Source organism: Streptomyces sp. NBC_01515, from assembly GCF_045040345.1.
Taxonomy (GTDB): Bacteria; Actinomycetota; Actinomycetes; order Streptomycetales; family Streptomycetaceae; genus Streptomyces.
Genome location: NZ_CP109416.1, coordinates 6027708 through 6045516 on the forward strand (window position 1 = coordinate 6027708; position 17809 = coordinate 6045516).

Here is a 17809-nt window from a genome sequence, read left to right on the forward strand (position 1 = left end):
GGAGAGTCGGGGCATGCGAACCGACTCTTCTCCCGGCACCCTGCCGGCGCGGGAGCACCTCCCGGCCGGAGACGCCGGTACGCCTGTCCTGGACGTAGTGATCCCCGTCTACAACGAGGAGAAGGACCTCCAGCCATGTGTGCTCAGACTGCACGAGCACCTCAAGCGCACGTTCCCGTACGCGTTCCGCATCACCATCGCGGACAACGCGTCGATCGACACCACCCCTCAGGTGGCCGCGCGGCTGGAGTCGGAGATCCCCGAGGTCAAATCGTTCCGGCTGGAGCAGAAGGGGCGCGGTCGAGCACTGCGCACCGTCTGGTCCGCCTCGGACGCCCCGATCCTCGCCTACATGGATGTGGATCTCTCCACCGACCTCAACGCGCTGCTCCCCCTGGTGGCGCCGCTGATCTCGGGTCACTCCGACCTGGCGATCGGTTCCCGGCTGGCCCGCTCGTCGCGTGTCGTGCGTGGCGCCAAGCGCGAGTTCATCAGCCGGACCTACAACCTGATCCTGCGCGGCTCGCTGCAGGCCCGCTTCTCGGACGCCCAGTGCGGATTCAAGGCGATCCGGCGTGATGTGGCCCAGGCGCTGCTGCCGCTCGTCGAGGACACCGGCTGGTTCTTCGACACCGAGATGCTGGTGCTGGCCGAGCGTGCCGGACTCCGTATCCACGAGGTGCCGGTCGACTGGGTCGACGACCCGAACTCGACCGTCCACATCGTCAGGACGGCGACCGAGGACCTGAAGGGAGTGTGGCGCGTGGGCAAGGCCCTGGCCTCCGGTTCGCTGCCGCTCGACCGCGTCACGCGGCCCTTCGGCGACGACCCGCGCGACCGTGACATCCAGGACGTGCCCAAGGGGCTGGCCCGCCAGCTCGTCGGGTTCTGCGTGGTCGGCGGTCTCTCCACCCTCTTCTACCTCGTCCTCTACAGCGCCTTCCGGCAGTTCGGCGGCTCACAGGTCGCCAACGCGCTCGCCCTGCTGGTCTCGGCGGTCGCCAACACCGCCGCGAACCGCCGGCTCACCTTCGGGGTCCGCGGCCGGGGCGGCGCCGTCCGCCACCAGGCACAGGGCCTCGTCGTCTTCGCCATCGGCCTCGCGCTGACCAGTGGCTCGCTCGCCGCGCTGAACGCGGCCAGCAGCAACCCGGCGCACTCCACCGAACTCGCGGTGCTGGTGGCCGCCAACCTCGCCGCGACCGTCCTGCGCTTCCTGCTCTTCCGCGCCTGGGTCTTCCCGGACCGCGACGACAGTGCCGAGGACGCGACGGTCGCAGCCCTCAACTCCCCTTCGTCGCCGACCTATTCGACGGCGGCGACGCAGCACCCGCGCAACCCGCAGTACCCCGGTTCGTACGCCCCGCTGCCCCAGCGGCAGCAGCAGCCCCAGGCTCACCAGGGGTCGTACGACACCACCACCCAGTTCCGCGCCGGTGAAGCCGCGGACGGCACCTGGAGGGACGCGACGATGCAGTTGCAGCCGGTGCGTCCCCACGACACCGATCCGAGGGACCCCCGATGACCACCGACACCGATCAGACGACCTACCCGGGAGGAGGCAGCCCCTCGTCCTGGGGGCCGCCTACCGGTGACAGCGACACCGGCGGGGATACGGCCGTACACGAGCCGGTGGCGCCCGCGGACACCCTGGCCCCCCAGTCCGGTGAGCCCAAGCAGCCGCTCGGACGGCGGCTGTGGCGCGGCCGGCCCGAGGACCCGCGCTGGGCGCGCCCCGCGTTCTGGGGCATGCTGCTGGCGACGGCGCTGCTCTACCTCTACAACCTGAGCGCGTCCGGCTACTCCAACTCCTTCTACTCGGCGGCGGTTCAGGCCGGCAGCAAGAGCTGGAAGGCGTTCCTGTTCGGCTCGCTCGACGCGGGCAACGCGATCACCGTCGACAAGCCCTCGGCGTTCCTGTGGCCGATGGAGATCTCGGTCCGGATCTTCGGCCTCAACTCGTGGGCGATCCTGGTCCCCGAGGTCCTCATGGGCGTCGGCACGGTCGCGGTCGTCTACGCGGCGGTACGCCGTCGGCACAGCCCCCAGGCCGGTCTGATCGCGGGCGCCGTACTGGCGCTCACCCCGGTCGCCGCGCTGATGTTCCGCTTCAACAACCCTGACGCCGCACTGGCGTTGCTCATGGCGGCGGCCTGCTACCTCGTCGTCCGGGCCCTGGAGGACGGCCGCACGAAGTGGCTGGTGTGGGCCGGAGTCGCGATCGGCTTCGCGTTCCTGTCGAAGACCCTCCAGGCCTTCCTGATCCTGCCGCCGCTGGCCATCGTCTACGCGGTCTGCGCACCGGTGAGCGTGAAGAAGAGGTTCGCCCAACTGGGCCTGGCCACCGGCGCGTTGGTCGTCGCGGCCGGCTGGTGGGTCGCGCTCGTCGAGCTGTGGCCGGCGTCCTCGCGCCCCTACATCGGCGGCTCGCAGAACAACAGCTTCCTTGAACTGACCTTCGGCTACAACGGGTTCGGCCGCCTCAGCGGCGACGAGACCGGCAGCGTCGGCGGCGGCGGTGGCGGCACGGGCACCGGCATGTGGGGTGCCACCGGCTGGAACCGCATGTTCAACGACGAGATCGGCAGCCAGATCTCCTGGCTGCTGCCCACCGCGCTGATCCTGCTCGTCGCGGGCCTGGTGGCCACGCGCAAGCTCAACCGCACCTCCGTCAGGCGCAGTTCGATGCTCGTGTGGGGCGGCTCGCTGGTGACGACCCTGGTCGTCTTCAGCTACATGGCCGGGATCTTCCACCAGTACTACACGATCGCGCTGGCCCCCTACATGGCCGCCGTGATCGGCATCGGCGCCGGCTCCCTCTGGGAGAAGCGCGGCGAGATCTGGGCGTCGATCACCCTCGCGGCAGCGGTAGTTGCGGCCGGCGTGTGGGGCTACGTCCTCCTCAACCGCACCTCCGACTACCTGCCCTGGCTGAAGTGGCTGGTCCTCCTCGGCTCCCTGGCCGGTGCGCTCGGCCTGATCTTCGTAGCGAAGATCGGCCGTCAACTCGCCCTGGCGGCAGTCGGCTTGAGCATCGTGGCGGGCCTGGCGGGCCCGGCGGCGTACACCCTCTCGACGGTCAACTCGGCACACACCGGCTCCATCCCGACGGCCGGTCCGGCCGGCGCGAGCATGATGGGCGGCGGTCCAGGTGGCGGCGGTGGCCGCGGCGGCTTCGGCGGCGGCAACCGCACCGGCGGCACGGGCACCATGCCCGGTCAGCAGGGCGGTAACGGCGGCACCACCCAGAACCAGGGCGGCGGCTTCCCCGGCGGCGGCACGGGCACGATGCCCGGCGGTGGCACGGGCACCGCACCCGGCGGCGGCACCACCCAGAACCGGGGCGGCGGCTTCGGCGGCCAGACGGGCGGCGACGGCGGCATGGGCGGCGGTGGCGTCGGCGGCCTGCTCAACGGCGCGACGGTCACCTCGGCGGCCAAGAAGCTCCTCCAGACGGACGCGAGCAAGTACACCTGGGTCGCCGCGTCCATCGGCTCCCAGAACGCCGCGAGCTACCAACTCGCCACCGGCGACCCGGTGATGGCGATCGGCGGCTTCAACGGCACCGACCCGTCCCCGACGCTGGCCCAGTTCAAGAAGTACGTGGCGGACGGCAAGATCCACTACTTCATCTCGGGCGGCACCGGCATGGGCGGCAGCAGCACGGGCAGCTCCTCGCAGATCACCTCGTGGGTCGAGAAGAACTACAAGAAGGTGACGGTCGGTTCGGCCACCTTCTACGACCTGACGCAGAAGACGAGCAGCTGACGGTTCTCCACTGAACAGGGGCGGTGACCACACGGTCACCGCCCCTCTTCGTGTCCGCCATATCTCTGTTGTACGCCGTATAGGAACTGTTCTACGGTGTACAGCATGCCGACTTCCCCGGGCCCCCGAGCCCTTCAGGGCCACCCCCAGCGCTGGATCGTCCTCGGAGTCATCTGCCTGGCCCAGCTCACCGTGCTGCTCGACAACACCGTCCTGAACGTCGCGATCCCCTCGCTCACCCGCGAACTCGACGCGAGCACCGCGGACATCCAGTGGATGATCAACGCGTACTCCCTCGTACAGTCCGGACTCCTCCTCACCGCGGGCAGCGCGGCCGACCGCTACGGCCGCAAGAAGATGCTGATCGCGGGTCTCGTGCTGTTCGGCGTGGGCTCGCTGATCGCCGGACTCGCCCAGTCCACCGGGCAGTTGATCGCCGCGCGGGCCGGTATGGGGGTGGGCGGGGCGCTGCTCATCACGACCACCCTGGCTGTCGTGATGCAGATCTTCAGCCCCGAGGAACAGGCGCGGGCGATCGGCATCTGGGCCGCGGTCAACGCCCTCGGTTTCGCGACGGGCCCGCTCCTCGGCGGCTTCATGCTGAACCACTTCTGGTGGGGCGCGATCTTCCTGATCAACATCCCGGTCGCGGCACTCGCGCTGGTGGCGGCGGTTGCCCTGGTCCCCGAGTCCAAGAACCCGCGCGGTGACCGCCCCGACCTTCTGGGCGCCCTGCTCTCGACCATCGGCATGGCCGCGCTGGTCTACGCGATCATCTCCGGCCCGGCGCACGGCTGGACGTCCGGGCGGGTGCTGCTGACGGTGGCGGTGGCGGTCGTAGTCCTCGCGGCCTTCGCGTACTGGGAGAACCGCGTCCCCTACCCCATGCTCGACCTGGACTTCTTCCGCGACCGCCGCTTCACGGGCGCGGTCACCGGGGTCGTCCTCATCACCTTCGGCATGGCCGGCTCGCTCTTCCTGCTCACCCAGCACCTCCAATTCGTCCTCGGCTACGGCCCGTTGGAGGCGGGGGTCCGTACGGCGCCGCTCGCTCTGGTGATCGTCGCGCTCAACTTCTCGGGGCTGGCGGCGAAGTGGACGGCGAGGCTCGGCGCGCCGGTGGCCATCGGGCTGGGGATGGTGTTGATGTCGGCGGGGCTGGTGTCGATCGCGTCGTTCGCCACCGGGGGGTATGCGGGGACGTTGGTGGGGCTGGTGTTGATCGGGGCGGGGGCGGCGATCGCCAATCCGGCGATGGCTCACGCGATCATGAGTGCGATTCCTCCGGAGAAGGCGGGGGTCGGGGCCGGGGTCAACGGCACGCTGGGGGAGTTCGGGAACGGGTTGGGCGTCGCGGTTCTTGGAGCGGTGCTGAGTTCTCGGTTCGCGGCGGTGTCCCTGCCGGTCGGCTTGGCGGCGGCGTCGTCGGCCGAGGAGAGGAGGAGGGTGACCGATTCCTTCTCTTCCGCGCTGGAGGTCAGTCAGTTGGTGGGGGCGGTCGCTGTTTTGGCCGGGGGGTTGCTTGCTGCGGCGTTGTTGTGGCGGGCGGAGCGGGCAGACTCGGAGATGGTGGTCGCCCAGTAACGCGGGTGGCGGGGTGCGTTGGCGGCTGCGGGTGCGTTGTGGCTGGTCGCGCAGTTCCCCGCGCCCCTAAATACTGGCTCGGGACTGAAATGCTGAGGAAGGTTCGTCATGGCCAAGACATCGCCGCCGTCGGGGCGTTCCGCGCGCACCAGTGTCTGGCTTGAGACGAAGACGCGCCGGGGTGGACGGGGCGGGGGACAACCCTCCGGGCTCGACCGCACCCGCATCACCGAGGCCACCGTACGGCTGCTGGACGCCGAAGGCCTGGCCAAGTTCTCCATGCGGAGGCTCGCGGCAGAGCTGAACGTGACCGCGATGTCCGTCTACTGGTACGTCGACACCAAGGACGACCTCCTCGAACTCGCCCTGGATGCCGTCTTCGGGGAGTTGCGGCTGCCCGATCCGGAGGCCGAGGGCGAGGAGTGGCGGGACCAACTCCGCATGCTGGCAACGGAGTACAGGACCCTGCTCGTCCGGCACCCCTGGCTGTCACCGCTCGCCGGCACCTTCCTCAACATCGGACCGAACTCGCTGGCCTTCTCCCGCGTCGTACAGCGAGTGATCCGCCGAACCGGACTGCCGGACCACGGCCTGACGGGGGCGATCTCGGCGGTCTTCCAGTTCGTGTACGGCTACGGCACCATCGAGGGCCACTTCTTCGCCCGCGTCGCCGACACCGGCATGACCCCCGACGACTACTTCCGGCACGCCATGACCACGTTCGACGGCGCCCCGACAACCGCCGAGGTCGTGCAGGAGTCCAAGCAACTCATGGCGGCCCGGGGCGGCGACACGGTCGCGGACATGATGAACCGGGACTTCACCTTTGCCTTGGACCTGCTGGTGGCGGGTATCGAGGCGATGGTGAAGAGGGACGGCGGCAAGGACAGCCCGTCGCGGGCGTGAGCACCGGGCGGGCCTTTCAACTCCGGCCGGCATTTTTCAGCCCGTCCGGCGTTTGAGGACGAGGCCCCTTCAGGGCCGATGGAGGTCTGGGGGCGGAGCCCCCAGCACCACCTCAGCCCTCGACGAGCCGCGCCGGAAAACCGCCGGTGGCGACCGGACCCCACTTCTCCGGCGTGACCCGCACGATCGACTTGCCCTGCTTCACCATCGCCGCCCGGTACTCGTCCCAGTCCGGGTGTTCCCCGGAGATGTTCCGGAAGTACTCGACGAGCGGCTCCACGGACTCCGGTGAGTCGATGACCTCGGCCGTGCCGTCGACCTGGACCCACGGCCCGTTCCACTCGTCGCTCAGGATGATGAGGCTGACCCGCGGATCCCGCTTCGCGTTGCGGGTCTTGGCCCGCTCGGGGTAGGTCGAGACGACGATCCGCCCCGAGTCGTCGACCCCGCAGGTCAGCGGGGAACCCTGCGGGCTGCCGTCCGCCCGCCGGGTCAGCAGGATCGCCCGGTGCCGGGGCCGTACGAAGTCCAGCAGCTCGTCCAGGGACACGGAGGTGTTGCTCGCGATGTTCGAAGCCATACGGCCAGCCTAGGCGTACCTCGCCCGCTCACGCCTGCGGCAGTGACTCCCCCTGCACCGCCTGCACGTCCAGCTCGACCCGGAGCGTCGTACCGATCGCCGCGATCCCCGCCTGGACGACCTGGTTGTAGTTCATCGCGAAGTCCTCGCGGTGGAGTTCCGTGGTCGCCCGGAACGCCGCGCGAGTACCGCCCCAGGGGTCGGCCCCGGTGCCGAGGTAGGCGAGGTCGAGGTCGACGGGTCGTACGACACCGTGGAGGGTCAGCTCGCCGGAGACCGTCCAGCGGTCCGAACCGGCCGGGGTCAGACCCGTCGAGGAGTAGCTGATCTCCGGGTAGCGGGCCACGTCCAGGAAGTCGGCCGAGCGCAGATGGTCGTCGCGCATGCCGTTCCCCGTGTCGATGGACGCGGCCCGGATCACCGCCTCCACCCGGGACTTGGCGATGTCGTCCGGCGCGATCTCGACCGTAGCGGCGAAGTCCGTGAAACGGCCGCGCACGCTGGAGATGCCCAGGTGCTGGGCGACCGCGCCGACCGTGGAGTGTGCGGGGTCGACCGTCCACGGCCCCGGCGGCGGCAGCTCCGTACCGCCCTGCCGTGCCAGCGTCACCGTGCCGACCTCGGCCCGCCCGCTCGCGGTGACGATCGCGGTCGCGGCGGCGGGCGCGTACCCGACGGCCGTCACGATCACGGTGTACGGCCCGGGCGCCAGCGGGTTCACGTCCCGCACCGCCCCCTCCGCGTCCGCCTCGGCCCGCAGCACCTGCGCCCCGGTCATGTCGGTCACCGTGACGACCGCGTGCGACACGGCCCATCCGTCGCGGGTACGGATCTTCGCGGTCAGTCCCATGTCCCTCTAACTCCTTGCCGTACAGCCGTACAAATGAGACCGGTCCGCGCAACACGCCTCCGCTCGGGACGCGTTGCGCAGACCGGGGTATCAACTACTCGCCGGGGTGCGCGAGTTCGATGTCGTGGCCGTCGGCCCCGCGGCCGTTCACCGTGAGGGCGGTCGCGACCGGCGGGTAGCCCGTCGCGATCACCGTGTACTCGCCGCCGCTCAGGTCGGTGAAGGCGTACGCCCCGTCCGAACCGGTCGTCGCGGTGCCGACCACGTTGCCCGCCGCGTCCACGAGGGTCACGCGCGCGTCGGCCAGCGGGCCGTGCGGGGCCCGGACCACGCCCAGGACCTGCGCGCCGGAGTCCAGGTCGATCTCGACCCGGGTGACCCCCGTGCCACCGACCTCGACCGGCAGCGCGCGCGGCCGGTACCCGGCGGCGTTCACCGCGACGGTCACGGCCCCCGGCACCAGCTCGGCGAACGCGAACTCGCCCTGCTCACCGGTGATTCCGGTGGACAGCAGGTCGCCGCGCACGTCCGTCACGATGACCATCGCGTCCTTGACCGGCAGCCCCGTCTCCGCCGCCCGGACGATCCCGTTCAGGCCGCTGGTGCCGCTGAGCAGGACGTCGTAGGAGACCGGCTCGTGGCCGTTGACGACGACCGTGGACGCCTGCGGCTGGAAGCCGTCGGCGGAGGCGATCAGGACGTACGAGCCGACGCTCGGCGCGTCCAGCGCGTAGGAGCCGTCCGCCTGCGTGACCGAGCGGCCCAACTGGCGTCCCCCGAGGGAGATCAGGGTGACGGCGGCCTGCGGGACGGGCGCGCTCTCGGCGCCGCGGACGTGACCGCGGAGAGGAATCCCACCGGACACGGGATCCGACAGGGGACCGAATGCGGATGCGGACTCGGATGCGGAGTCGAATGCGGTCACGGGTGCGGTCTCCTCCCCCACCGCCGTTGCCACGGCGGGTTGCTGCTCGGTACCTTCGGTCGCCCAGCTGGGGACCCTCTCCTCGGCCGGCGCGGGGAACTCCGCCGCGTCCAGCACGCCCACGGCCTCCTCGGCCGCCTGCGCCAGCCCGCCGGAGGTCCGCAGCGGGACCTCCTTGATGAACATCACGACGATGAACGAGATGAGCGCGAAGGGGGCCGCGTAGAGGAAGACGTCGGCGATTCCGTGGCCGTAGGCGCCCTCCAGCCAGGTGCGGACGGTGCTCGGCAGGGCGTCCATGTCGGGGAGCGCGCTGCTGCCGAGGGCCTTGGCGGCGGCGGCCTGCGACTGCGGGTCCAGGGAGGCGACGGTGTCCTTGGCGTAGTGCGTGATCCGGCCGGACATGACCGAGCCGAGCACGCCGACGCCGACCGCGCCGCCGAGGGACCGGAAGAAGCTCACCGTGGAGGAGGCGGCGCCGAGGTCCTTCGGGGTGACCTGGTTCTGCGTGGACAGGACCAGGTTCTGCATCATCGTGCCGACGCCGATGCCCAACAGGGCCATGTAGATGGACAGTTCCCAGTACGGGGTGTCGTAGCGCATCAGGCCGAGCAGGCCCAGGCCCGCGGTGAGGAAGAGACCGCCGGCGACCAGCCAGCCCTTCCAGCGGCCGGTCTTGGTGATGAAGCGGCCGGAGACCATCGACGCGACGAACAGCCCGCCGATCATCGGGATCGTCATGACACCGGACATCGTCGGCGACTTGTCGCGGGCCAGCTGGAAGTACTGGGAGAAGAAGACCGTGCCCGCGTACATGCCCACCCCGACGAACAGGGAGGCCAGCGAGGCGAGCGAGACGGTGCGGTTGCGGAACAGGCGCAGCGGGATGATCGGCTCGGCGGCCCGGGTCTCGGTGAACACGAACAGCAGCGCGAGCACGAACGTGCCGCCCACCATCGTGTACGTCTGCCAGGACAGCCAGTCGTACTTGTCGTTGGCGAAGGTCACCCAGACCAGCAGCAGCGAGGCGGCGGCGGTGATGAAGAAGGCGCCGGTCCAGTCGACCTTGACCTTCCGCTTGGTGACCGGGAGGTTCAGAGTCTTCTGCAGCACGACCAGCGCGATCAGCGCGAAGGGGATCCCGACGAACAGGCAGTAGCGCCAGCCGAGCCACGAGGTGTCGGTGATCACGCCACCGAGCAGCGGACCGCCCACGGTCGCCACGGCGAAGGTGGCGCCGGTGTAACCGGAGTACCGGCCGCGCTCGCGCGGGGCGATCATCGCGGCCATCACGACCTGGACGAGGGCGGAGAGACCGCCGGCGCCGAGGCCCTGGATGACACGGGCGCCGATCAGCATCGCCGGGTTCTGCGCGAGGCCGGCGACGATCGAGCCGATGATGTAGATGACCAGGGATATCTGGACCAGGGCCTTCTTGCTGACCAGGTCCGCCATCTTGCCCCACAGCGGCACCGAGGCCGTCATGGAGAGCAGGGCCGCGGTGACGACCCAGGTGTAGGCCTCCTGGCCGCCGCCGAGGCTGCCGATGATGGTCGGCAGGGCGTTGGTGACGATCGTCGACGAGATGATCGCGGCGAACAGACCGAGCAGCAGCCCGGAGAGCGCCTCCATGATCTGCCGGTGCGTCATCGGAGCGCCGTCGGGGGCCGCGGGGGAGGCCCCTCCGTGCTTGGCGTGAGCCCGCACACCGGCTGGTGTGGTCGTTGCCATGGGCTTCCTTTTCTTCCGTGCTTATGCGGGTGTACGGGTGGTGTGTTCGAGTTCGTGGTGGGGGGAGTCGCTGGTGCGGGGGGTCTCGGCCGCGACGGGAGGGCGCGCGGGAGGGGGCATGGGCGGGGGCTGTGCGGTACGGCAGTCGCCGAAGCTCGCCCGGAGCCGGGTCATCAGCTGGATCAGCTGGCCGACCTCCTCGTCGCTCCAGTCGCTCAGCCGGTCGGCGAACAACTGGGCGGTCCGCCGGGACAGTTCGCCCACCTGGGCCCGGCCGCCGGGGGTGAGGCGCAGGATGCGGGAGCGCTTGTCGGCGGGGTCGGGGGACCGTTCGATCCAGCCCCGGTCGACGACGTGCGCGACATGGCGGCTGGTCACGGACATGTCGACGGAGAGCAGCTCCGCGAGCTTGCTCATCCGCATGTCGCCGTACCGGTCGAGCAGGGTCAGTACGGCCGCGGAGCCCGCGGGACAGTCGGACGGCATGATCCGCCCCAACTCCCTGCGTACGGCGCCGAAGGCACTGAACTGACGCATCAGCTCCTCGTACTGCGTCCGCTCGGCCATCACACCTCCCATGCTCGTGCCATGTTCGTTGCTTGGGGCAACCATAAGAGCGTAAGAGAGGTTGGTTGCTACAGGCAAATAAAATGGGTAGGCACGGCATAAAAAGTTGGCAAAGGCAAGCATTTCTGAACGTAAACCCGCAGGTGGGGAAGCTCGTCCGAGGCCCCGCACTTGGGTGTCACCCGGGGATTCGCTAGTGTCTCGGCCCATGGCAAACACCCAGGGCCCCGAGGGCAACTACGACCCCGCCGGCAGCACCCAGATGTTCCGTGCCTTCGTCGACGAGACCCCACAGGGCGGCGGACCGCAGGCCGCGCCCACCGCTTCGGCCGGACCCCGAGTCGGCCTGATCGTCGGCGTCGTCGTCGCCGTGCTGGTCGTGGCGGCGGTGGCCTACCTGGCCTTCATGTAACTCTCCGAGTAGTACCGACCGTTTCGCTCAACTCAGGGGTCTACCGGTCCAGTTCCAGGGGGAACCGGTAGACCGTCGACTCCCGCACCCGGAAGCCGAGCCGCTCGTACAGCCGGTTCGCCGCGGCCCGGTCCGGCCGCGAGGTGAGATCGACGGTCCGCGCCCCGGCCTCCCGGGCGATCCGCAGCGCCCCCTTGATGAGCAGCGCGGCGATGCCCCGCCCCCGGGCCGCGCTGTCGACGACGACGTCCTCGACGCGGCCCCGTAGCCCGGACGGCACGGGGGACATCACCAGCGTCAGAGTGCCGACGATCGTGCCCTCGTCCCGCGCGACCAGCACGGTGTTCGTCGCGCACGAGACCATCCGCTCCACGGCGGCCCGGTCCAGCGGCTCGGCCGTGGCGGACAACTGGGGCAGCAACCGCCCGAACGCGTCCACGAGTTCACCGGTCGCCTCGCGCGCGATCTCCACCTGAACGTCCATGCCGCGGAGCCTATCGACCGGCTCTACTTCCATTGGACCGACACGTCCCGCGTCTCGATGTGCATCCCCAACGGCACGCGCCACGCGTCGACGCACACGGTCCAGGAGTGGTCCTCGCGCGCGTGGGCCGCGATCGGCACGGGAAGCGGCTCGGCCGACCCGATCGTCGCCCAGTCGATCCCGAGGGCCCCGATGATGTGCGTCCCGAACGTCACCGTGCCCGAACGCACCGCCGTACCGCCGGAGTTGTGGAAGCCCAGGGTGACGTCCTCGCACCAGCGGTGGTCCGTGGCCTTGCGTGCGGGGTCGCCCCAGGTGAGGTCGGCGGGGGTGACGGGAGCCGTCGTAGGAACGGCAGTTGGGGTCGGTGACGGTGAACGCGTGTTGCTACGGCCGGACTTGGCGCCCGTGGGTGAAGCGGCGGACGGGGTGGGTGCCGAAGTCCCGTCGGCGCCCGGTGACTTGCCGCCTTCGGACGGCGTCGGGGTGTCGAGCGGCACCAGTGTGACGCTCCCGGTCGGGCGTACCGCCGTAGTGGACGGCCGGGGCGGGCCGATCGCCACGTAGCCGCCGTCGCCGGTGTCTCCGCATGCGGTCAGCGTCGCGCAGACGACGGCCGCCGACGCGCCCAACAGGGCGCCTCGGCGGCCAGCTGTCCATGTCGAACGAGGCATCGCGCCATGGTGGCTGACACTCCGTCAAATAGGAACCCTCGGGACCCTGTTGGGGGTCAGTCCGAGATCAGGCCCTCGCGGAGGGTCGAGAGGGTGCGGGTCAGCAGCCGGGAGACGTGCATCTGGGAGATGCCGACCTCCTCGCCGATCTGCGACTGGGTCATGTTGGCGAAGAAGCGCAGCATGATGATCCGGCGCTCACGGGGCGGGAGCTTGGCGAGCAGCGGCTTGAGCGACTCGCGGTACTCCACGCCTTCCAGGGCCGTGTCCTCGTAGCCGAGGCGGTCCGCCAGCGAGCCCTCGCCGCCGTCGTCCTCGGGGGCCGGGGAGTCGAGCGAGGAGGCCGTGTACGCGTTGCCGACCGCGAGGCCGTCGACGACGTCCTCCTCGGACACGCCCAGCACCACGGCGAGTTCGGGGACGGTCGGCGACCGGTCCAGCTTCTGGGAGAGCTCGTCGCTGGCCTTCGTGAGGGCCAGCCGCAGCTCCTGCAGGCGCCGCGGGACACGCACCGACCACGACGTGTCGCGGAAGAAGCGCTTGATCTCGCCCACGACGGTCGGCATCGCGAACGTCGGGAACTCCACCCCGCGTTCGCAGTCGAAGCGGTCGATCGCCTTGATCAGGCCGATCGTGCCGACCTGGACGATGTCCTCCATCGGCTCGTTGCGGGAGCGGAAACGCGCGGCGGCGTAACGCACCAGCGGGAGGTTGAGCTCGATGAGGGTGTCCCGGACGTAACCACGCTCGGGGCTGTTCTCGTCGAGTGCGGCGAGCCGCAGGAAGAGGGAGCGGGACAGGGTGCGGGTGTCGATGGCTCCCGTGGTCGGGAGGGCCGGGGCCGGTACGGCGGGTACGGCCTCAAGGACCGTAACGGCGTCGAGTGCGGGCTCAGCGTCGCTCTTGGTGAGCGTGAGCACCTTCGAGCTGCCCTGGTCTGCGGACATGCCACCCCCTTTGGGTCGCGGGACGGTCGCGGCGATCGCCCCCGTCTGGGGAGCGGTGCCTTCACCTGAATACCGGAGCCGGAGCCACGGCAAACGCGCTTCCCGCAGAATGTCACATGTCGGCAACACGCTGTAGTGACATGTCGACATGTCTGTTACGAATCAGCCCTGGAAAAAGGGGGTCTGACGGTTTTTCAGCCCAGAACTGTCGGGAAAGGGCCCCATGAGCGATTCGTTCGTACCGGTGACAGCTCGCTCGCGCTTTCGGTTATGCCCCGATACGGCTTCCGATACAGCTCCCGCTGCGGCTTCTACGCCTCGATGCGGTTCGCGGAGCGCAGCCGCTGGAAGCTGCGCGCGAGGAGCCGGGAGACGTGCATCTGGGAGACGCCGAGTTCCGCGCTGATCTGCGACTGGGTGAGGTTGCTGTAGTAGCGCAGCAGGAGGATCCGCTGCTCCCGCTCGGGGAGTTGGACGAGGAGGTGGCGGACGAGGTCGCGGTGTTCCACGCCGTCCAGGGCCGGGTCCTCGTAGCCGAGCCGGTCGAGCAGGCCGGGCAGTCCGTCGCCCTCCTGGGCGGCCTCCAGGGAGGTCGCGTGGTACGACCGGCCGGCCTCGATGCAGGACAGCACCTCGTCCTCGCCGATGCGCAGCCGCTCGGCGATCTCGCCGGTGGTGGGGGTGCGCCCGAAGGCGGTCGTGAGGTCCTCGGTCGCCGCGTTGACCTGCACCCACAACTCGTGCAGCCGGCGCGGGACATGGACCGTACGGACGTTGTCACGGAAGTACCGCTTGATCTCGCCGATGACGGTCGGCATCGCGAACGTCGGGAACTGCACGCCCCGGTCCGGGTCGAAGCGGTCGATGGCGTTGATCAGACCGATGGTGCCGACCTGGACGACGTCCTCCATCGGCTCGTTGCGGGAGCGGAAGCGGGCGGCGGCGTAGCGCACGAGCGGGATGTTCGCCTCGATGAGCGCCCCGCGCACCCGGTTGTGCTCCGGCGTGCCCGGCTGGAGCCCCTTGAGCTGGCCGAAGAGCACCTGGGTGAGGGCCCGGGTGTCCGCGCCGCGGCTGCGCGGCGGAGCGGGCGCCACGGGGGTCTGGGCGGGCGCCTCGTCCTGGGGCGGCGCTGTACTGGCCGACAAGGTCAACGCCACACCTCTTCAATAGGTCAACTCATCCGTCAAAAGCGGTCATAGCATCACAAGACATGTGCACTGTGTGCAAGCACCGCCTAATACCGTGTTATGCCGTGTTGAGCAACAAAAGCCCCTTGCCGTCACGGCAAGGGGCTTTGAGGAGGGGGCGCTTCGGGGTCCTTCGGGGTCCTTCGAGGGCGCTCAGAACTCGTAGTCGGCGACGATCCACGTGGCGAACTCGCGCCACAGCACGACGCCGGCCTGGTGCGTGGGGTGCTCGATGTACCGCTTCAACGCATCGGGGTCGTCGACCGCCGAGTTGATCGCGAAGTCGTAGGCGATGGGGCGGTCGCTGATGTTCCAGCCCAGCTCCCAGAAACGCAGTTCGTCGACCAGGTCGTCGAGCGGCCGGAAGGCCTCGACACCGGCCACGACGCGCGGGTCGTCGCGCTCGACACCCTCGTTGAGCTTGAAGAGGACGAGGTGGCGGATCATCTGCGGCTCCCGGGTGGTGGTCGGCTACTGCGCCCCGTCGGCCAGCCAGGTCATGAAATCGCCGATGGCCTTCGCGGCGTCCGATATGCCCTCGAAGCCTATCTGGACGTAGTCGGCCGCCTTGGACGGGTCCGTGATGATCACGTACAGCGCGAAGACCACGAGCAAGTAGACGACGATCTTCTTGGCGTTCACCGCCATCGCGGCCTCCCGTGTGACTCCGTGCCCGTGGGCCCCCTGTTGCCGGCGGTGAGTGTAACCTTCACGGCCCTTTTCTGGATCAATCAGGGATCAACCAGGGACCAACGGCCCGCAGGTGAAGGGGTGTTGACACCGTCACGCACGAAGGGCCCCGTCTCTCGACGGGGCCCTTCAGAAGCGGTAGCGGAGGGATTTGAACCCTCGGTGACTTGCGCCACACTCGCTTTCGAGGCGAGCTCCTTCGGCCGCTCGGACACGCTACCGAGAGAGACCTTACAACAAGGTGGGGCGTGGTTTGAAATCGGTAATCGAACCCGGCATTGATCCGGCTACCGGTCCCGGAAGAACTCCGTGAGCAGGTGGGCGCACTCGTCCGCGAGGACGCCCTCGATCACCTCGGGGCGGTGGTTGAGCCGCCGGTCGCGGACGACGTCGAAGAGCGAGCCGGCCGCGCCCGCCTTCTCGTCGCGGGCGCCGTAGACGACCCGGTCGACCCGGGACTGCACCAGCGCGCCCGCGCACATCGTGCAGGGTTCGAGGGTGACGACGAGTGTGCAGCCGGACAGCCGCCACTCACCTGTGTGAGCGGCGGCCCGCCGGATCGCGAGGACCTCGGCGTGCGCCGTCGGATCGCCGGTGGCCTCGCGTTCGTTGTGCCCGGTGGCGAGCACGGTCGTACCGTCCGGGGACAGCACGACCGCGCCGACCGGGACGTCGCCGCCCCGGGCGGCCTGTCCGGCCTCGTCGAGGGCGAGCCGCATCGCGGGCCGCCAGCGGTCGCGTACCGGGTCCGGAGTCCCTTCTGTGCGTGCTGTGGTCAGCGGACGGTCTCCAGGACCTCCGAGGCCCCCAGAGCCTCGGCGATGGAACTCAGCGCGTCGTCCGCGTCGAGGAGCAGCAGCTCCTTCTCGCCGACGCCCAGGTCGTCCAGGATCTGGCGGTCACCGACCGGGCTGTGCGGAACGGCCTCGGCCGAGGAGGTGCCGTCCTCGTCGTCGTCCTGCTCCTCGGTGTCACCGTCCTCGGTGCCGTCGAGGTCGAGGGAGTCCAGATCGACGGCGTCGTCGTCGTCCGGATCCCGTCCGAGCAGCTCGTCGGTGAGCAGGATCTCGCCGTACGAGCTGCGGGCTGCGGCAGCGGCGTCCGAGACGAAGATCCGAGGGTCGTCCTCGCCGTCGATGCGGACGACGCCGAACCAGGCGTCCTCCTGCTCGATGAGCACCAGCACCGTGTCGTCCTCGGGCGAGGCTTCACGGGCCAGTTCGGCCAGGTCCGACAGGCTCTCGACATCGTCGAGCTCTGTGTCGCTCGCTTCCCACCCGTCTTCGGTGCGCGCGAGCAGTGCGGCGAAGTACACCGTGACTCTCCCACTGGTCATAGGTGTGCCGGTTGGAGGTCCCCCCGGCTGAGGCTGCGGGCGGGGAGAGCTCGTGCTCCGAGCCCCACCCACTCGGAATCGTGGCAGAAACAAGGCGTTCAGGGGACGTCTTCGGCTCCCTGTGTCCGCCCGTTTTGATCGACCACCAGCGGGATCGTACGCGGCGATCCCCTTACGCACGCACCCGGTTGGCCTTACAGGCCGCTGTGAGACAGGCCTCAACTACCAGCGGAACGTGCGCATACGCATGGCGTGGCGCAGCCGCGCGACCTTGGCGCGGCGGGGCTGGACCCGGTCGCGCAGCTCGCGCGCCTCGGTCAGCTCGCGCAGGAACTGGGCCCGGCGCCGCCTGCGCTCGGCCTCGGTCTCCCGGCTGTCGTGCTGTGACGGGTCTTCGTGGGACTCACGCTCAGGCATCGGCTCACCATCCCGTTTCCGTCCCTCCCACTTTCCCCCGGACGGGCGGTTTGATGCCAGCGCGAGCAGGCACGGAGCGGCGGCTACTGTTGTGGACATGCGTCTCCACGTCGTCGACCACCCCCTGGTCGCCCACAAGCTCACCACGCTGCGCGACCGGCGCACCGACTCCGCGACCTTCCGCCGCCTCGCCGACGAGCTGGTCACCCTGCTCGCCTACGAGGCCACGCGCGACGTGCGCACCGAACAGGTCGACATCACGACGCCGGTCGCCCCGACCACCGGCGTCAAGCTGTCCTACCCGCGCCCGCTGGTGGTGCCGATCCTGCGGGCCGGCCTCGGCATGCTGGACGGCATGGTCCGGCTGCTGCCCTCCGCCGAGGTGGGCTTCATGGGCATGGTGCGCGACGAGGAGACCCTCCAGGCCTCCACGTACGCCACGCGCATGCCGGAGGACCTCTCCGGCCGCCAGGTGTACGTCCTGGACCCGATGCTGGCCACCGGCGGCACCCTGGTCGCCGCGATCCGCGAGCTGATCAAGCGCGGCGCCGACGACGTGACGGCCGTGGTCCTGCTCGCCGCTCCCGAGGGCGTCGAGGTCATGGAACGCGAACTGGCGGGCACCCCGGTGACCGTCGTGACGGCCTCGGTCGACGAGCGCCTGAACGAGCACGGCTACATCGTCCCGGGCCTCGGCGACGCGGGCGACCGCCTCTACGGCGCGGCCGAGTAGGACTCCGTCAACACC

19 protein-coding genes and 1 tRNA gene are annotated in these 17809 nt (G+C 69.8%); 6 read left to right on the forward strand and 14 right to left on the reverse strand.

Features of this window, described 5'->3' with window-relative positions:
- Positions 1-13: 13 nt before the first annotated feature.
- The 4 genes from OG407_RS27100 (at position 14) to OG407_RS27115 (ending at position 6258) form a co-directional block, all read left to right on the forward strand.
- On the forward strand, positions 14-1525 hold the full coding sequence (locus tag OG407_RS27100) for a glycosyltransferase (RefSeq protein WP_405861950.1): 1512 nt from the start codon (positions 14-16) through the stop codon (positions 1523-1525).
- A complete protein-coding gene (locus tag OG407_RS27105) occupies positions 1522-3768 on the forward strand; it encodes a glycosyltransferase family 39 protein (protein ID WP_405861952.1) in 2247 nt (748 codons plus the stop codon). Before OG407_RS27100 ends, OG407_RS27105 begins: the two co-directional genes overlap by 4 nt.
- 105 nt (positions 3769-3873) lie before the next feature.
- Positions 3874-5352, forward strand: coding sequence for an MFS transporter (locus OG407_RS27110; RefSeq protein WP_405861954.1), 1479 nt, complete (start codon positions 3874-3876; stop codon positions 5350-5352).
- A 108-nt stretch (positions 5353-5460) separates the two neighbouring features.
- On the forward strand, positions 5461-6258 hold the full coding sequence (locus OG407_RS27115) for a TetR/AcrR family transcriptional regulator (protein WP_405861956.1): 798 nt from the start codon (positions 5461-5463) through the stop codon (positions 6256-6258).
- A 112-nt stretch (positions 6259-6370) separates the two neighbouring features.
- Here OG407_RS27115 and OG407_RS27120 read toward each other — a convergent pair whose 3' ends face one another.
- The 4 genes from OG407_RS27120 to OG407_RS27135 form a co-directional block, all read right to left on the reverse strand.
- On the reverse strand, positions 6371-6838 hold the full coding sequence (locus tag OG407_RS27120) for a PPOX class F420-dependent oxidoreductase (protein ID WP_405861958.1): 468 nt from the start codon (positions 6836-6838) through the stop codon (positions 6371-6373).
- A 28-nt stretch (positions 6839-6866) separates the two neighbouring features.
- Positions 6867-7688 (reverse strand): YceI family protein, encoded by an 822-nt coding sequence (locus tag OG407_RS27125; protein ID WP_405861960.1) that lies wholly within the window; start codon positions 7686-7688, stop codon positions 6867-6869.
- Between the two features lie 94 nt (positions 7689-7782).
- Positions 7783-10344 (reverse strand): MFS transporter, encoded by a 2562-nt coding sequence (locus OG407_RS27130; RefSeq protein ID WP_405861962.1) that lies wholly within the window; start codon positions 10342-10344, stop codon positions 7783-7785.
- A 21-nt stretch (positions 10345-10365) separates the two neighbouring features.
- A complete protein-coding gene (locus OG407_RS27135; protein ID WP_405861964.1) occupies positions 10366-10911 on the reverse strand; it encodes a MarR family winged helix-turn-helix transcriptional regulator in 546 nt (181 codons plus the stop codon).
- Positions 10912-11119: 208 nt separating this feature from the next.
- Here OG407_RS27135 and OG407_RS27140 point away from each other — a divergent pair, with 208 nt between their 5' ends.
- Entirely contained in the window at positions 11120-11323 is a 204-nt protein-coding gene (locus OG407_RS27140; RefSeq protein ID WP_019054919.1) for a hypothetical protein, read from the forward strand.
- Positions 11324-11363: 40 nt separating this feature from the next.
- On the opposite strand, the gene OG407_RS27145 is transcribed toward OG407_RS27140, so the two are convergent.
- The 10 genes from OG407_RS27145 to OG407_RS27190 form a co-directional block, all read right to left on the reverse strand.
- On the reverse strand, positions 11364-11807 hold the full coding sequence (locus tag OG407_RS27145) for a GNAT family N-acetyltransferase (protein ID WP_405861966.1): 444 nt from the start codon (positions 11805-11807) through the stop codon (positions 11364-11366).
- A 23-nt stretch (positions 11808-11830) separates the two neighbouring features.
- A complete protein-coding gene (locus tag OG407_RS27150) occupies positions 11831-12481 on the reverse strand; it encodes a hypothetical protein (RefSeq protein ID WP_405861968.1) in 651 nt (216 codons plus the stop codon).
- Positions 12482-12537: 56 nt separating this feature from the next.
- Entirely contained in the window at positions 12538-13428 is an 891-nt protein-coding gene (locus OG407_RS27155) for an RNA polymerase sigma factor SigF (RefSeq protein WP_033285558.1), read from the reverse strand.
- A gap of 311 nt (positions 13429-13739) precedes the next feature.
- Positions 13740-14588 carry an RNA polymerase sigma factor SigF gene (locus OG407_RS27160; protein ID WP_405861970.1) on the reverse strand — a complete coding sequence of 283 codons (849 nt, stop codon included), beginning with the start codon at positions 14586-14588 and terminating at the stop codon, positions 13740-13742.
- A 183-nt stretch (positions 14589-14771) separates the two neighbouring features.
- The gene (locus OG407_RS27165) at positions 14772-15065 is read right to left on the reverse strand and encodes a Dabb family protein (protein ID WP_405861972.1); all 294 of its coding nucleotides are present in this window, start codon (positions 15063-15065) and stop codon (positions 14772-14774) included.
- 24 nt (positions 15066-15089) lie between these two features.
- On the reverse strand, positions 15090-15266 hold the full coding sequence (locus tag OG407_RS27170) for a hypothetical protein (protein WP_328681707.1): 177 nt from the start codon (positions 15264-15266) through the stop codon (positions 15090-15092).
- A gap of 178 nt (positions 15267-15444) precedes the next feature.
- Positions 15445-15529: transfer RNA gene (locus tag OG407_RS27175), tRNA-Ser, on the reverse strand.
- A 66-nt stretch (positions 15530-15595) separates the two neighbouring features.
- On the reverse strand, positions 15596-16027 hold the full coding sequence (tadA, locus tag OG407_RS27180) for a tRNA adenosine(34) deaminase TadA (RefSeq protein ID WP_327402908.1): 432 nt from the start codon (positions 16025-16027) through the stop codon (positions 15596-15598).
- 56 nt (positions 16028-16083) lie between these two features.
- The gene (locus tag OG407_RS27185; RefSeq protein ID WP_405868624.1) at positions 16084-16623 is read right to left on the reverse strand and encodes a hypothetical protein; all 540 of its coding nucleotides are present in this window, start codon (positions 16621-16623) and stop codon (positions 16084-16086) included.
- Positions 16624-16866: 243 nt separating this feature from the next.
- Positions 16867-17061 carry a hypothetical protein gene (locus tag OG407_RS27190; RefSeq protein ID WP_327402909.1) on the reverse strand — a complete coding sequence of 65 codons (195 nt, stop codon included), beginning with the start codon at positions 17059-17061 and terminating at the stop codon, positions 16867-16869.
- 97 nt (positions 17062-17158) lie between these two features.
- Here OG407_RS27190 and upp point away from each other — a divergent pair, with 97 nt between their 5' ends.
- Positions 17159-17794 carry a uracil phosphoribosyltransferase gene (gene upp / locus OG407_RS27195; protein ID WP_026150077.1) on the forward strand — a complete coding sequence of 212 codons (636 nt, stop codon included), beginning with the start codon at positions 17159-17161 and terminating at the stop codon, positions 17792-17794.
- Positions 17795-17809 lie beyond the last annotated feature (15 nt).

Excerpts from the sequence above, each read along its gene's own strand:
- OG407_RS27100 (WP_405861950.1), top strand. The coding sequence starts at position 14 with ATGCGAACCGACTCTTCTCCCGGCACCCTGCCGGCGCGGGAGCACCTC.
- OG407_RS27105 (WP_405861952.1), top strand. The coding sequence starts at position 1,522 with ATGACCACCGACACCGATCAGACGACCTACCCGGGAGGAGGCAGCCCC.
- OG407_RS27110 (WP_405861954.1), top strand. The coding sequence starts at position 3,874 with ATGCCGACTTCCCCGGGCCCCCGAGCCCTTCAGGGCCACCCCCAGCGC.
- OG407_RS27115 (WP_405861956.1), top strand. The coding sequence starts at position 5,461 with ATGGCCAAGACATCGCCGCCGTCGGGGCGTTCCGCGCGCACCAGTGTC.
- OG407_RS27120 (WP_405861958.1), bottom strand. The coding sequence starts at position 6,838 with ATGGCTTCGAACATCGCGAGCAACACCTCCGTGTCCCTGGACGAGCTG.
- OG407_RS27125 (WP_405861960.1), bottom strand. The coding sequence starts at position 7,688 with ATGGGACTGACCGCGAAGATCCGTACCCGCGACGGATGGGCCGTGTCG.
- OG407_RS27130 (WP_405861962.1), bottom strand. The coding sequence starts at position 10,344 with ATGGCAACGACCACACCAGCCGGTGTGCGGGCTCACGCCAAGCACGGA.
- OG407_RS27135 (WP_405861964.1), bottom strand. The coding sequence starts at position 10,911 with ATGGCCGAGCGGACGCAGTACGAGGAGCTGATGCGTCAGTTCAGTGCC.
- OG407_RS27140 (WP_019054919.1), top strand. The coding sequence starts at position 11,120 with ATGGCAAACACCCAGGGCCCCGAGGGCAACTACGACCCCGCCGGCAGC.
- OG407_RS27145 (WP_405861966.1), bottom strand. The coding sequence starts at position 11,807 with ATGGACGTTCAGGTGGAGATCGCGCGCGAGGCGACCGGTGAACTCGTG.
- OG407_RS27150 (WP_405861968.1), bottom strand. The coding sequence starts at position 12,481 with ATGCCTCGTTCGACATGGACAGCTGGCCGCCGAGGCGCCCTGTTGGGC.
- OG407_RS27155 (WP_033285558.1), bottom strand. The coding sequence starts at position 13,428 with ATGTCCGCAGACCAGGGCAGCTCGAAGGTGCTCACGCTCACCAAGAGC.
- OG407_RS27165 (WP_405861972.1), bottom strand. The coding sequence starts at position 15,065 with ATGATCCGCCACCTCGTCCTCTTCAAGCTCAACGAGGGTGTCGAGCGC.
- OG407_RS27170 (WP_328681707.1), bottom strand. The coding sequence starts at position 15,266 with ATGGCGGTGAACGCCAAGAAGATCGTCGTCTACTTGCTCGTGGTCTTC.
- tadA (WP_327402908.1), bottom strand. The coding sequence starts at position 16,027 with ATGCGGCTCGCCCTCGACGAGGCCGGACAGGCCGCCCGGGGCGGCGAC.
- OG407_RS27190 (WP_327402909.1), bottom strand. The coding sequence starts at position 17,061 with ATGCCTGAGCGTGAGTCCCACGAAGACCCGTCACAGCACGACAGCCGG.
- upp (WP_026150077.1), top strand. The coding sequence starts at position 17,159 with ATGCGTCTCCACGTCGTCGACCACCCCCTGGTCGCCCACAAGCTCACC.